This window comes from Maritimibacter fusiformis, from assembly GCF_008086115.1.
Taxonomy (GTDB): domain Bacteria; phylum Pseudomonadota; class Alphaproteobacteria; order Rhodobacterales; family Rhodobacteraceae; genus Muriiphilus; species Muriiphilus fusiformis.
The window spans coordinates 195,272-208,057 of sequence record NZ_VSIY01000006.1; the positions used below are offsets into that span (position 1 = coordinate 195,272).

General features: G+C 67.8%; 13 protein-coding genes. 7 read left to right on the forward strand and 6 right to left on the reverse strand.

What is annotated here, in order from left to right; all coding sequences use genetic code 11:
• Window positions 1–31 precede the first annotated feature (31 nt).
• A complete protein-coding gene (locus tag FVF75_RS09935; RefSeq protein WP_148377811.1) occupies window positions 32–763 on the reverse strand; it encodes a hypothetical protein in 732 nt (243 codons plus the stop codon).
• Between the two features lie 211 nt (window positions 764–974).
• On the opposite strand from FVF75_RS09935, the gene FVF75_RS09940 reads away from it, so the two are divergent.
• From FVF75_RS09940 to FVF75_RS09955, 4 genes are all read left to right on the forward strand, one after another.
• On the forward strand, window positions 975–1,970 hold the full coding sequence (locus FVF75_RS09940) for an MDR family oxidoreductase (RefSeq protein WP_148377812.1): 996 nt from the start codon (window positions 975–977) through the stop codon (window positions 1,968–1,970).
• 301 nt (window positions 1,971–2,271) lie between these two features.
• On the forward strand, window positions 2,272–2,688 hold the full coding sequence (locus FVF75_RS09945; protein WP_148377813.1) for a universal stress protein: 417 nt from the start codon (window positions 2,272–2,274) through the stop codon (window positions 2,686–2,688).
• Between the two features lie 43 nt (window positions 2,689–2,731).
• Window positions 2,732–4,369: a BCCT family transporter gene (locus FVF75_RS09950; protein ID WP_148377814.1), complete on the forward strand. Its 1,638-nt coding sequence runs from the start codon at window positions 2,732–2,734 to the stop codon at window positions 4,367–4,369.
• A 100-nt stretch (window positions 4,370–4,469) separates the two neighbouring features.
• Window positions 4,470–5,690 (forward strand): aminotransferase class V-fold PLP-dependent enzyme, encoded by a 1,221-nt coding sequence (locus FVF75_RS09955; protein WP_148377815.1) that lies wholly within the window; start codon window positions 4,470–4,472, stop codon window positions 5,688–5,690.
• A gap of 12 nt (window positions 5,691–5,702) precedes the next feature.
• On the opposite strand, the gene trpD is transcribed toward FVF75_RS09955, so the two are convergent.
• Both trpD and FVF75_RS09965 read right to left on the reverse strand, forming a co-directional pair.
• On the reverse strand, window positions 5,703–6,719 hold the full coding sequence (trpD, locus tag FVF75_RS09960) for an anthranilate phosphoribosyltransferase (RefSeq protein WP_148377816.1): 1,017 nt from the start codon (window positions 6,717–6,719) through the stop codon (window positions 5,703–5,705).
• The gene (locus FVF75_RS09965) at window positions 6,716–7,297 is read right to left on the reverse strand and encodes an anthranilate synthase component II (protein ID WP_148377817.1); all 582 of its coding nucleotides are present in this window, start codon (window positions 7,295–7,297) and stop codon (window positions 6,716–6,718) included. Before FVF75_RS09965 ends, trpD begins: the two co-directional genes overlap by 4 nt.
• 157 nt (window positions 7,298–7,454) lie before the next feature.
• On the opposite strand from FVF75_RS09965, the gene FVF75_RS09970 reads away from it, so the two are divergent.
• Window positions 7,455–8,912 (forward strand): divergent polysaccharide deacetylase family protein, encoded by a 1,458-nt coding sequence (locus FVF75_RS09970; RefSeq protein ID WP_187393035.1) that lies wholly within the window; start codon window positions 7,455–7,457, stop codon window positions 8,910–8,912.
• A 79-nt stretch (window positions 8,913–8,991) separates the two neighbouring features.
• Here FVF75_RS09970 and FVF75_RS09975 read toward each other — a convergent pair whose 3' ends face one another.
• Complete coding sequence (locus FVF75_RS09975) at window positions 8,992–10,284, reverse strand: O-acetylhomoserine aminocarboxypropyltransferase/cysteine synthase family protein (RefSeq protein WP_148377819.1); 1,293 nt, start codon at window positions 10,282–10,284, stop codon at window positions 8,992–8,994.
• A 169-nt stretch (window positions 10,285–10,453) separates the two neighbouring features.
• On the opposite strand from FVF75_RS09975, the gene FVF75_RS09980 reads away from it, so the two are divergent.
• Window positions 10,454–10,867, forward strand: coding sequence for a VOC family protein (locus FVF75_RS09980; RefSeq protein ID WP_148377820.1), 414 nt, complete (start codon window positions 10,454–10,456; stop codon window positions 10,865–10,867).
• Here FVF75_RS09980 and FVF75_RS09985 read toward each other — a convergent pair.
• A complete protein-coding gene (locus FVF75_RS09985; protein WP_148377821.1) occupies window positions 10,849–11,364 on the reverse strand; it encodes a DUF2239 family protein in 516 nt (171 codons plus the stop codon). The genes FVF75_RS09980 and FVF75_RS09985 overlap by 19 nt on opposite strands.
• A gap of 65 nt (window positions 11,365–11,429) precedes the next feature.
• On the opposite strand from FVF75_RS09985, the gene FVF75_RS09990 reads away from it, so the two are divergent.
• Window positions 11,430–11,753 (forward strand): GIY-YIG nuclease family protein, encoded by a 324-nt coding sequence (locus FVF75_RS09990; protein ID WP_148377822.1) that lies wholly within the window; start codon window positions 11,430–11,432, stop codon window positions 11,751–11,753.
• Window positions 11,754–11,756: 3 nt separating this feature from the next.
• Here the strand turns inward: FVF75_RS09990 and FVF75_RS09995 are convergent, their stop codons facing one another.
• The gene (locus FVF75_RS09995) at window positions 11,757–12,758 is read right to left on the reverse strand and encodes a hypothetical protein (RefSeq protein WP_148377823.1); all 1,002 of its coding nucleotides are present in this window, start codon (window positions 12,756–12,758) and stop codon (window positions 11,757–11,759) included.
• Window positions 12,759–12,786 lie beyond the last annotated feature (28 nt).

Genomic DNA, 12,786 nt, shown 5'->3' on the forward strand with positions numbered 1-12,786 from the left:
GCCGGGGGCGGCGAGATCCCGCGGCCCCGCCTCAGAACCGAAAGCGCAGGCCCACCGTGGCGTAGTTCGATCCGCCGTCGGCGTGGTTGAAAATGTCGCTCGCAAAGAAATCGCCGCCGCCCGAACGGTGGTGGAAGCGGAACACCAGTTCCCGGTCGCGCCGGTCGGGCAGGGCGAAGGTGATCTCGGGCGACAGGTAGTGCAACAGGCGCGACCCCTCGTTGGTGCCGCTGGTCCCCTTTTCCCAGTCCGATACGCCGCTGGCATAGCTCAGCCCGGTCGAGACCCCGACCGTGGTGTAGAGCAGGCTGTTCCAGGGAAACGCCTTCCAGCGGAAATAGAGCGCGCCCCAGACCTCGGTTTCGTCCTGATCGCCAAAGCGTTGCGCGATGCCAAGCTCGGCCTCGATGTCGAAAAGGTCGCCCCAGGGTTCGTAGCCGAACGAGGCCAGCCGCCGCGAATAGGCGCCGCCGACCAGTCCGGTATCCTCCCACGGCCAGTCCCAGACCGGAACCATCGGCACGAAACCGAAATCGCCGTTGGTGAAATCGGCAATGCCGAAGGCGCTGGTCATCCGAACCGAGGTGTGGCGCCCGCCAAATACCGTCAGCGCGCAATCGCCGTTGCACCCGTCCCTGAACGAGCCCCATTCCCAGTAAAGACCGGTGCTTGACGAGGTGTATCGGGTCTGCGCGCCGGCCCCTTCCGGCGGTATCATCCCGGCAAGGACGACCAGCGCAAGGATTACGGCTCTCAGATGCATGGCTCCCCCGGTCAGTCCAAATCGGTGCCTGCGTCACCTCCACGCCGAAAATGGCCACGCGCAACAGACCCCCGATCCTGCCTTTATCCTGACCGCCGCCCGGCGACAGTCAACCGGGAGAGGCGAGGACTGGGCTTCTCATTGCCGTTTGTGGCCGGTATCACACGGGTGCCGCGCGGGGCGTGCAGGCAAGCGACCGAAAGGAGACACCATGTTCAAGGCACTTCTGTTGCAACAGGGCGAGGACGGGCTGGCCAGCCCCGCGATCACCGAGATCGACGAGGGGCAACTGCCCGAAGGCGACGTGACCGTCGCGGTCGAGTATTCCACGGTGAACTACAAGGACGGGCTGTGCCTGTCGCCCAAGGGCGGCGGGCTGGTGCGCAACTACCCGCATGTCGCGGGCATCGACTTCGCCGGCACGGTCGAAGCGTCGGAGGATTCGCGCTATGCGCCCGGCGACAAGGTGGTGCTGACCGGCTGGCGGGTGGGCGAGGTGCATTGGGGCGGCTATGCCCAGAAGGCGCGCGTCAAGGCCGACTGGCTGGTGCCCTTGCCCGAAGGCCTGACCACGCGGCAGGCGATGGCGGTGGGCACCGCCGGGCTGACCGCGATGCTGGCGGTGATGGCGCTCGAGGATCACGGGCTGGTGCCAGGCAAGGGCCCGGTGCTGGTGACCGGGGCCGCGGGCGGCGTCGGTTCGGTCGCGACCGCGATCCTGGCGCAGCTTGGGCACGAGGTGGCGGCGGTCACCGGCCGGCCGGAACAGGCGGATTACCTGCGCGACCTTGGCGCCACCGAGATCGTGGCCCGCGACGAGTTGACCGAGGTGACGCGCAAGCCGCTGGAAAGCGAACGCTGGGCCGGCTGCGTCGACGCGGTGGCCGGTGCGATGCTTGGCCGGGTGCTCAAGCAGATGAACTACGGCGCATCGGTGGCAGCGATCGGCCTGGCCGGCGGCGCCGCGATCGAGGGCGCGCTGATCACGCCCTTCATCCTGCGGGGCGTGAACCTGCTGGGCATCGACAGCGTGATGCAGCCCTACGACAACCGCCTGCGCGCCTGGGCACGGATTGCCCGCGATCTGCCGATGGACAAGCTCGAAGCGATGGTGGAGCCGGCAACACTGGCCGACCTGCCACGCCTTGGGGCCGACATTCTGAAAGGGCAGGTCAAGGGGCGCGTCGTGGTCGATGTGAACGCCTGAACGGCCTGCCGCAGTCGATCCGAGCCAATCCCGATTCCCGCCCGGCGTCTGCGTGCGCCGGGCTGGCCGCGTCTGCGGGCACGCGCCGCCGCCCGCCTGCCGCCCGATCCCCGGTGCCGCCGCATGTCGGTTTCGCCCGGAAAACCGCCGCACCTCTTTGCCATCCGCCCGGGTTTCACGTTAGCCTGACCCCGGGCGGACGTGGTTCGGAGGCGCCGGGCCACCCCCCTGAACGACGACGCGAGGGCATTTGCCCGGACGACATCGGGTGGACCTGTCCCGCGCGCGAACGGGAGAGACCATGTTCCAGCATATCATGGCGCCGGTGGACCTGGCGCATCAGGACAGGCTGTCACATGCCTTGAAGGTGACGGCGGACCTGGCCGCGCACTGGGGCGCGAAGGTGACCTATGTCGGGGTCGGCACCGCGACGCCGGGCAAGCTGGCCCACAACCCCGAGGAGTTCAAACGGCTTCTGGGCGAGTTCGCCGCCGGTCAGGCCGAACTGCACGGCATAAACGCCGATGCCCATGCCGCCATGGCGCACGATCCGACCACCGAGGTCGACGACGCGCTCTTGCGTGCGGTCGACGCGACCGGGGCGGACCTGGTGGTGATGCAAAGCCACGTGCCGGGGCTGATGGATTACATCTGGCCTTCGAACGGCGGCAAGATTGCGGCGCATGCCAGGGCCTCGGTCCTCGTGGTGCGCGGCTGATGCGCCCCAGCAAGAGAATTTCCAACAGGGAAGGATTTCGACAATGAGCGACAGTGATCCGCAAGGCATTCCCGCGCCCGAGGGCCGCGCCGATCTGATCGACACCGATTACGAGATCGGACAGGACAACATCGAAACCTCGATCGGACCGTTCGGGTTGGACATCCACAACCCGGTCTTCCTGATCTCGGGGCTGACGATCGTCGCCTTCGTGTTCTACACGCTGGCGCTGCCAGAACAGGCGGGCCGGGCGTTCTCGGCGAGTTTCGATTTCGTGACGCAGCGCTTCGACTGGTTTTTCCTCAGCGCGGGCAACATTTTCGTGCTGTTCTGCCTCATGCTGATCGTGACGCCGCTGGGCAAGGTGCGCCTGGGCGGCGCCGAGGCGACGCCGGATTATTCCTATGTCGGGTGGTTCGCGATGCTGTTCGCCGCCGGCATGGGCATCGGCCTGATGTTCTATGGCGTTGCCGAGCCGATGACGCATTTCTCCTCTGCCATGGGCGGCATCGCCTCCGAAGGCGGCGTGCGCACCGACTGGGCGCCGCTGGGCGGGGCCGCGGGCAACGAGGCCGACGCGGTCCGGTTGGGCATGGCGGCGACGATCTATCACTGGGGCCTTCACCCCTGGGCGATCTACGCCATCGTCGCGCTGGCGCTGGCCCTGTTCAGCTACAACAAGGGCCTGCCGCTGACCATCCGCTCGGCCTTCTACCCGCTCCTGGGCGAGCGGGTGTGGGGCTGGTGGGGCCATGTCATCGACACGCTGGCGGTGTTCGCGACCCTGTTTGGCCTGGCCACCTCGCTGGGCTTCGGTGCGACCCAGGCTAATGCGGGGCTGAACGAGTTGTTCGGCCTGCCGGTGGGGCCGACAACCGAGGTTCTGCTGATCTCGGGCATCACCGCGATCGCGCTGATTTCGGTGCTGCGCGGGCTGGACGGGGGCGTCAAGGTGCTGTCGGAGATCAACATGGGGCTGGCGTTCCTGCTGCTGGCCTTCGTGCTGATCGTCGGGCCGACGCTGGCGATCCTGACCGGGTTTCTCGACTACCTGCTGGCCTATGTGCAATACCTGCCGTCGCTGTCCAATCCGGTCGGGCGCGAGGATGTGAACTTCCTGCAGGGCTGGACAAGCTTCTACTGGGCCTGGTGGATTTCCTGGTCGCCCTTCGTCGGAATGTTCATCGCCCGCGTCAGCCGGGGCCGCAGCGTTCGCGAGTTCATCATCGCGGTGCTGCTGGTGCCGTCGCTGGTCTGTGTGCTGTGGATGAGCGTGTTCGGCGGAACCGCCATCCAGCAGGTGATTCAGGACGGCTATACCGCGGCCCAGGACGCGCCGCTGGAGCTCAAGCTGTTCAAGATGCTGGACATGCTGCCGTTGACCGCGATCACGTCGCTGGTGGGGATCGTGCTGGTGATCGTGTTTTTCGTCACCTCGTCGGACTCCGGCTCTCTGGTGATCGACACCATCACCGCGGGCGGCAAGGTCGATGCGCCGGTGCCGCAGCGGGTGTTCTGGTGCATCTTCGAGGGCGCGGTGGCGATCGTGCTCCTGTTGTCGGCGGGCGGGCTTGCCTCGCTGCAAAGCATGGTGATCTCGACCGGCCTGCCGTTCACGCTGGTGCTTCTGGTGATGTGCTATGCGATCTGGAAAGGGCTGAGGGCCGAACGCCGCGCCTGATCTTTCTGTCGCCCCCGGCGCCCGTGGGCGCCGGGGGCATTTTGTCCGGTGGACAGCGCGGCCGGTCAGCCCCATAAAACCCTGCAAAACGGAGGTTTTCATGGCGCTCGACATAGACTGGGTGCGGGGGCAGTTTCCCGCGTTTTCCGAACCATCGCTGCAAGATCAGGCGTTTTTCGAAAACGCCGGCGGCAGCTATACCGCGCGCCCGGTGATCGAGCGGCTGACGCGGTTCTATACTCAGCGCAAGGTGCAGCCCTATGGCCCCTACGAGGCCAGCCGGCTGGGCGGCGAGGAGATGAACGAGGCCCGCGCGCGGCTGGCCGCGATGCTGGGGGTCGCCACCGACGAGCTGAGCTTCGGCCCCTCGACCACCCAGAACACCTATGTGCTGGCACAGGCGTTTCGCCAGTTCATGCAGCCGGGCGAGGCGATCGTGGTGACCAACCAGGACCACGAGGCCAATTCCGGCCCGTGGCGGCGGCTGGAGGCGGACGGGATCGAGATCCGCGAATGGCGGGTCGATCCCGCGACCGGACACCTCGACCCCGCCGGGCTGGATGCGCTGCTTGACGAAAAGGTGCGGCTGGTGGTGTTTCCGCATGTCTCCAACATCGTGGGCGAGATCAACGATGTCGCCGCGATCACTGCGCTGGCCCATGCCGCCGGAGCCTTCGTCTGCGTAGACGGGGTCAGCTATGCGCCGCATGGCCTGCCCGATGTCGGGATGATGGGGCCGGATATCTACCTGTTTTCGGCCTACAAGACCTACGGGCCGCACCAGGGCATCATGGTGATCCGCCGCGCGCTGGGGGATCTGTTGCCCAACCAGGCGCATCATTTCAACGCCGGGCCGCTCTACAAACGTTTCACCCCGGCCGGGCCGGACCATGCCCAGGTGGCGGCAAGTGCGGGGATGGCGGATTATCTCGAGGCGCTGTCGGCGCATCATGGCGGCCCCAAGGCGGGCGCGGGCGCGGCGCGTCATGCCCATGACCTGATGCGCGCGCATGAAAGCACGCAGCTGCAACCCCTGCTCGACTATCTGTCGGCGCGAAACTCGGTGCGGCTGATCGGCCCGACCGACGCGGCGGCGCGCGCGCCCACGGTCGCGGTGGAACTGGCCGGGCCCGGTGCGGCGGCGGCAGCCGAACTGGCCGGGCAGGGGATCATGGCCGAGGGCGGCAATTTCTACGGCCAGCGCCCGCTCGAGGCGATGCGGATCGACCCGGACAAGGGCGTGCTGCGGCTGAGTTTCGTGCACTACACCGCGGCGGCCGAGGTCGACCGGCTGATCGCGGCGCTAGATCGGGTGCTGTGAGCGTGGCGGGGGTCAGACCGCCGAGGTGACGCGGGCCAGCCCCTCGATCTTGGCGCGGGCGGCGCCCGAGTCGATCGAGGCGCTGGCCATCTCGACGCCTTCGGACAGGTTTGCCGCCTTGCCGGATACCACCAGTGCCGCGGCGGCGTTCAAGCGCACCGCGTCGCGGTAGGCCGAGGCCTCGCCAGCCAGAAGCGCGCGGAAGGCGCGGGCGTTTTCTTCGGGCGTGCCGCCGATGATCGCCTCGAACGGATGCTGGGGCAGGCCCGCGTCCTCGGGGTGCAGCTCTCGTTCGGTGACCTCGCCACCTTCCAGCGCCGCGACATGGCTCACGCCCGCAATCGACAACTCGTCGGTCCCGTCGCTGCCATGCACCAGCCAGGCGCGCTCGCTGCCCAGCGCCTTGAGGGTCTCGGCCATCGGCCGGATCATGTCGCGCGAGAACGCGCCGGTCAGTTGAAGTTTCACCTGCGCCGGGTTGGTCAAGGGTCCGAGAATGTTGAAGATTGTCCGCGTGCCAAGCTCTTGCCGGCTGGGCATGACATGGGCAATGGCCGGGTGGTGCATGGGCGCCATCATGAAGGCGATGCCGACCTCTTTCAGCGCCTCCTCGACCACCTGGGGGCCGACCATGACGTTGACGCCCATCTGCCCCAGCGCGTCCGCCGCGCCGGATTTCGAACTCAGGTTGCGGTTGCCGTGCTTGGCCACGATCACACCGGCGCCCGCGACCACGAAGGCGGTGGCGGTCGAGATGTTGAGCGTGCCGCGCCCGTCGCCGCCGGTGCCGACGATGTCGATGGCGCCCTTCGGCGCGCGCACCGGCTTGCATTTCATGCGCATCACGTGCGCGGCGGCGGCGTATTCCTCGACGGTTTCGCCGCGGGTGCGCAGCGCCATCAGGAAACCGCCGATCTGGCTGGGCGTGGCCTCGCCTTCGAACAGGATCTCGAACGCCTGTTCGGCCTCGGCGCGGGTCAGGGGGCGTTCGCAGGCCGCCCCGATCAGGGTTTTGATCGTGTCGCTCATGCCGGGATTTTCGCCCGGTCGAGGAAGGTTTTCAGCATCTCATGGCCATGCTCCGAGCGGATGGATTCGGGGTGGAACTGCACGCCTTCGATCGGTTTGGTGCGGTGGCGCAGCCCCATGATGGTGCCGTCCTCGACCCAGGCCGTCACTTCGAGGCAGTCGGGCAGGCTGTCGCGCGCCACCGTCAGCGAGTGGTAGCGGGTGGCCTTGAGCGGCGAGGGCAGGCCCGCGAACACGCCTTTGCCGTTGTGCTCGATCTCGGCGACCTTGCCGTGCACGATGGCATCGGCCCGCACGATCCTAGCCCCGAACGCCTGTCCGATCGCTTGGTGACCCAGGCACACGCCCAGCAACGGCACATCCGCCTCGGCGGCGGCCAACGTCAGGGGCAGGCAGATGCCGGCCTGGTCAGGCGTGCAGGGGCCGGGCGAGAGCACGATGGCCTCGGGACCGAGCGCCATCGCCTGGTCGACGCCCAGCGCGTCATTGCGCACCACCTTCACCTCGGCACCCAGTTCGCCAAGGTAGTGCACGAGGTTGTAGGTGAAGCTGTCGTAATTGTCGATCAAGAGGATCATGCGCGGCCTGTCCGGCAAAGGGGGTTTTCTGTCGAAACACTCGCGCTATACATGTTCAGAGCCATCGCCCGGGGTCAAGGGCCGCGCCGGTGGAAACGAGACAGGCACAGAGCAAGCACAGGGGGCGGATTTGGCACGCGGGGTATTGTCTGGGATCGTGACCGGCGTCGTCGTCGCGGCGGTGGGGCTGGGCATCGCCTCGCTGGCCACCGGGCCGGTGCGCGCACCCTTGTCCGAGGTGCCGCCCGAGGCCGAGGCGGTCGAGGCCGCCGACCTGGCCGCGGCCGGCGCCGACACTGCGCCCCGCACGCCGCCTGCGCCCGAAGTGACGCAGGTGCCTTTGGATGCGCCGGAGATGGCGGCCCCGGCCGACGCCGAGACGGGCGAGCCGGTGGCCGATCCCGCGCCGATGCCCGAGGCCGCAAGCGATGCGCCCGAGGCCCCGGTGTCGCCGGCGGATGACGGCGGCGCACCCGGCGGTGTGGCCGCGGGCAGCACTGCCCCCTCCGCCGCAGAGCCGGCGCGCCAGACCCCGCCGCCTTCGCCCGAACAGCCCCTTGCGCCCGAGGTGCCGCCGGCGCCGGTCGTGGCCGACGATGACATGGCGGCGGCGGACGCGATGGACGACCCCGCGCCGGGCGATGCGCCAAAGGCCGCACCGCAGGAGGAAACGCCGGAGCCGGCCGCGACCGAAACGCCGGACATGGCCGAGGCCGGCACGCCCGACACCGCCCCCGACACCGGGACCGCGCCGCCGATGGTCGTGGTGCCCGCCGAGCCTCCGAAACCGGCCCCGCGCCTGCCGGCCACGCCCGCCCCCGAGCCCGAGCCGGAGCCGGAGACACCGGCAAGCGACAGTGCGGCCAGCGTGATTACCGGGCGCCTGCCCTCGATCGGCGCGGCCCCGCCGGAAATCGCCGCCCTGCCGGGCCGCGAGCCGGCGCTCACCCGCAACGCCATTCCCTTCGATGCGCCTTCGGGCCAGCCGATGATGGCGTTTCTGCTGCTCGATCAGGGGCCTGACCGGGTCGGGCTGGGTGATCTCGACAAGCTGCCGTTTCCGATCACCGTCGCGGTCGATGCCGCCACGCCCGATGCGGCGAACGCGTTGGGCTACTACCGCGCGCTCGGGGCCGAAACCGTGCTGAGCGTGCCCCTGCCGGAGGGTGCGACCGCCACCGATGTCGCCGTGACCTTCGAGGCCTATGCGTCGCTTCTGGAGCGCACGGTCGCCGCGATGGTCGACGAAGCCTCGGGCTTTCAGACCCTGGGCGCGGGGGCGGTGCAGGTCGCCGCCGGATTGGCCGAGAGCGGGCACGGGCTGGTCAGCTTTCCGCAAGGGCTGAACACCGGCCACAAGGCCGCGATCAAGGAAGGCGTTGCCGCCGGGCTGGTGTTTCGCGACCTCGACGGCGAAGGCCAGGCGCCGGTGGTGATCCGCCGCTTTCTCGACAACGCCGCCTTCCGGGCGCGTGGCGAGCGGGGCGTGATCGTGGTCGCGCGGGCGCGGCCCGACACGATCCAGGCGCTGCTGGAATGGAGCCTTGGCAACCGCGCGCAAACGGTCACGCTGGCGCCGCTGTCGGCGGTGCTGATGGCGGGGTCGGATGGATGATCTGACATCCGCAACCTCATGAATGAAAAGGAAAAGCCCCGCGCGCTGCACGGGGCTTTCCTGTCTCTGCGGCCCGAAATCAGGCTGATGCTTTGGCCAGCGCCTGATCGAGGTCGGCGATCAGGTCGTCGGCATCCTCGGTGCCGATCGACAGGCGCACGACGTTGTCGGCAGCCCCGGCGGCCGCACGTTGCTCGGCGGACAACTGACGATGCGTGGTCGAGGCCGGATGGATCACCAGCGAACGGGTGTCCCCCAGGTTGGCGACATGGCTGAACAGATCGAGCGCGCCGACGAACTTGACGCAGCCCTCATAGCCGCTTTTCAGCGCGACCGTGAACAGCGCGCCCGCGCCCTTGGGCACGATCCGCGCGACCCGGTCGTGATAGGGCGACGAGGCGAGGCCGGGATAGGTCACCGCCTCGACGCGCGGGTCGGCTTCCAGCCAGGCCGCGATCTTGCCGGCGTTCTCGACGTGTTTCTGCATTCTCAGAGACAGCGTTTCGATCCCCATCAGCGAATAATGCGCGCCCTGCGGGTTCATCGTCATGCCAAGGTCACGCAGCCCCACCGCGATGGAATAGAAGGTATAGGCCATCGGCCCCAGCGCCTCGTGGAACTTCAGCCCGTGATAGGCCGGCTCCGGCTCGGACAGCGACGGGAACTTGCCCGAGGCCGACCAGTCGAACTTGCCCGAGTCGACGATGGCGCCGCCGGTGACGGTGCCGTTGCCGGTCAGGTATTTGGTGACCGAATGCACCACCAACGTCGCGCCGTGCTCGATCGGGCGGCACAGGTAGGGCGTGGCCGAGGTGTTGTCGACCACCAGCGGAACGCCCGCCTTGTCGGCAATTGCCGAAATGGCATCGAGGTCCGTGATATAGCCGCCGGGGTTGGCGATGGTCTCGCAAAAGATCGCGCGGGTGTTGTCGTCGATGGCCGCCTCGACCGCCGCGGTGTCGTCGAAATCGACGAACTTGGTTTCCCAGCCGAAGCGTTTGAAGACCTGCGTGAACTGCGTGTAGGTGCCGCCGTAAAGCCTTGTCGAAGCGACGATATTCAGCCCCGGCCCCATCAGCGGATAAAGCGCCATGATCTGTGCGGCGTGACCGGACGAGGTGCAGACGCCGCCCGCGCCACCCTCGAGTGCCGTGATCCGCGCGGCCAGTGCCGAGACCGTCGGGTTGGTCAGGCGCGAATAGATGTTGCCGACCTCCTGCAGGTTGAACAGCGCCGCCGCGTGGTCGGCATCGCGGAAAACATAGGCCGTGGTCTGGTAGATCGGCACCTGCCGGGCGCCAGTGGCCGGGTCCGGCTCGGCGCCGGCGTGCACCTGCAGGGTGTCAAAAGCCAGGGTGTTGTCGTCGCTCATGTGGTTCTCCATTCTTGCGTTGCGCGGACGCTATGGGATTTCCGGCAGCCGGGCAATCGCATGTGTGTGGAATGGGTGACAAAAGAACTCTGTTTCTTTCGTCGATTTGGCAGTGGAACCCGGTTCCGGACGCGATAGGGTCGGGACGAATGACATACCGAGGTTCGCCATGCCCACACCCTTTCATCTTGCCATCAACGTGACCGACCTCGCGGCAGCGCGCGCCTTTTACGGCGGGGTTCTGGGCTGCACCGAGGGGCGGTCGACCGAAAGCTGGGTGGATTTCGACTTTTTCGGCCATCAGCTCAGCCTGCATCTTGGCACGCCGTTCGCGACCGCCGACACCGGCAAGGTGGGCGCGCACATGGTGGCGATGCCGCATTTCGGAGTGGTGCTGGGTTACGACGACTGGCGCGCGCTGGCCGACCGGCTGGAGGCGGCGGGCACCGACTGGGTGATTGCGCCGACCGTCCGGTTCGAGGGCGAGCCGGGCGAGCAATGGACCATGTTTTTCCGTGACCCGTCAGGAAACCCCATAGAGATCAAGGGCTTTCGCGACATGGCTCAGGTGTTCGCGGGGTAGGGGGCCGGATAACCCGCCAGCGTCAGCGCGTGGTCGCGGATGTCGCCGGGCCAACCGTCCATCGCCGCCGCGAACCCGTCCGCATCGCCAGCGTAAAGCGCGCGGATCGCGGCTTCGAAGCCGGGCAGATCGCCCGCGATGGCGCTGAGAAAGCGATAGGCGGCGTCGGGGGTCGGGCCATCCCGGTCGGCGCGCATCGCCTCTTCGACCAGGCGACGCAGCGCCGGTGACGCCCCGCCGCGCTGACGCGCCAGCCAGTCCCAGTGCCGGGGCAAAAGCGTGACCTCGCGCGCCTTCACCCCCAGCCTGGGCCGCCCGCGCGGGGCAGGGGCGGTGCCGGTCAGGTCGAGGTCGGTCTGGCTGCCGCTGTCGTCGGAAAAGACCAGCAGACCTTCGGGATGCGGGCCAAGGGGCGAAAGCTCTCGGGCAAGCGCCTCGCGGCTGCCTTGAGCGATGCGTTTGCTGCCCTGAAAGGCGGTGAACCTGTCGGTTGTCATATTTACACCCGGATATTAATCAGCTACGCCGCATTTATACCCGGGTTAAAGCAAGGTCAAGATGTATGGACAAAATGGACCGGCGCGCAGCGAAGGCACAGTGGCGCGAGCGCAAGGAAGACTGGGCCATCGCGTCGGTTCGGATCGGGGCCGGGGTCTGGCTGAAGCTCACGCCGGACCCTGCATCCTTCGAGAACCGGGTGCGTTTCATGCTGCGTCAGGGGGCAGGGCTGGGTGGTGACATGCAGACGGCCTGGACCGACACTAAGGCGATCACCGTCGAGGTTGTCGAACGGCTCGACCCCAAACTGTCGGCGCTTGCCCGTGAGCGAGTGGGCGCGGCGCGGCTGGCGCATTGGGCCGAGACCCTCGGCGCGCGGATCATCTAGGCTTCACCGCATCCAGTAGCCGGCCCGCTTGATCTGGTTGCGGATGTTCTTTTCCTTGGTGGGCAGGTCGTCCCGGTCGAACATGTCGCGCACCTTCTGCCCGCGCCCCTGGTAGATCATCCGCAGCATCGGGTCGTAGCCCTTGAGCACCTTCTTGATCCGGTTGGGCGCCGCCGCCGCCTCCAGCGCCGCGATCACCCGGTCGCTCTCGCGCGCGTAGGCCAGCGGCAGCACGCGCCAGTGGCAGGTCACGTCGCCGTCCAGCCCGTCCAGCTCCGGCCCGGGCCGCCCGCCGCCAAGCCCGTGAATCACCAGCGGCAGCGCGATCTGGTCAAGCCAGGGATCGAGGCTTTGCAGCGCCAGTTCCTCGGGCGCATCGTCGCGAATCGCCAGCGCGGTTTCGAGGTAACGTTGGCCGAACAGGGTCGGATCGGCACCGAAGAACCAGCCGGCGTTGAAATAGAGATAGCGCTCCCAGTATTCCTCGGGCTGGGCCGGGTCGAGCGAACTGGCGAAATCCAGCCCGAAGCGGTCATAAAGCGCGGCCCAGATGTCGCTGTAGCCGGGGCCGTATAATTCAGGCTCGGGCCATGTGCCTTCGCGGTTCATCGAGGCCGATGGGCGATCGAAATCGAACGCCACCTGCGACAGCGGGCCGGTGACGAGGGTGTCGCTGTCGAAGAACACGAACGGCTCGCCCTCGGGCAGGGTCGCCAGCCCCTCGATCTTGTTGCCCTGCGGATAGGACTGGCCGAAATGCACCGCCTGAAACGGGATGATCTCGGCGCCGAGATGCTCAAGCTCGGCGCGCACATCGGGCGCGATGCGGGTCTCGCGCTCCCAGGCGCCGCCGGGTTGGGGTTCGGCCACGATCAGCCGCCCGGAAAAGCCGGGATCGGCCAGCCGCAGCGACGAGGCGAACAACAGGGCTTCGTATTGCAGCCGCCCGGCCTGGCCCACCACCATCACGTTGAACGCCGGAGGGTTTTCCGCTGATCCACTCATCCGTGTTTTGCCTGCCCCTGAAACTTCT

Excerpts from the sequence above, each read along its gene's own strand:
- FVF75_RS09935 (WP_148377811.1), bottom strand. The coding sequence starts at position 763 with ATGCATCTGAGAGCCGTAATCCTTGCGCTGGTCGTCCTTGCCGGGATG.
- FVF75_RS09940 (WP_148377812.1), top strand. The coding sequence starts at position 975 with ATGTTCAAGGCACTTCTGTTGCAACAGGGCGAGGACGGGCTGGCCAGC.
- FVF75_RS09945 (WP_148377813.1), top strand. The coding sequence starts at position 2,272 with ATGTTCCAGCATATCATGGCGCCGGTGGACCTGGCGCATCAGGACAGG.
- FVF75_RS09950 (WP_148377814.1), top strand. The coding sequence starts at position 2,732 with ATGAGCGACAGTGATCCGCAAGGCATTCCCGCGCCCGAGGGCCGCGCC.
- FVF75_RS09955 (WP_148377815.1), top strand. The coding sequence starts at position 4,470 with ATGGCGCTCGACATAGACTGGGTGCGGGGGCAGTTTCCCGCGTTTTCC.
- trpD (WP_148377816.1), bottom strand. The coding sequence starts at position 6,719 with ATGAGCGACACGATCAAAACCCTGATCGGGGCGGCCTGCGAACGCCCC.
- FVF75_RS09965 (WP_148377817.1), bottom strand. The coding sequence starts at position 7,297 with ATGATCCTCTTGATCGACAATTACGACAGCTTCACCTACAACCTCGTG.
- FVF75_RS09975 (WP_148377819.1), bottom strand. The coding sequence starts at position 10,284 with ATGAGCGACGACAACACCCTGGCTTTTGACACCCTGCAGGTGCACGCC.
- FVF75_RS09980 (WP_148377820.1), top strand. The coding sequence starts at position 10,454 with ATGCCCACACCCTTTCATCTTGCCATCAACGTGACCGACCTCGCGGCA.
- FVF75_RS09985 (WP_148377821.1), bottom strand. The coding sequence starts at position 11,364 with ATGACAACCGACAGGTTCACCGCCTTTCAGGGCAGCAAACGCATCGCT.
- FVF75_RS09990 (WP_148377822.1), top strand. The coding sequence starts at position 11,430 with ATGGACAAAATGGACCGGCGCGCAGCGAAGGCACAGTGGCGCGAGCGC.
- FVF75_RS09995 (WP_148377823.1), bottom strand. The coding sequence starts at position 12,758 with ATGAGTGGATCAGCGGAAAACCCTCCGGCGTTCAACGTGATGGTGGTG.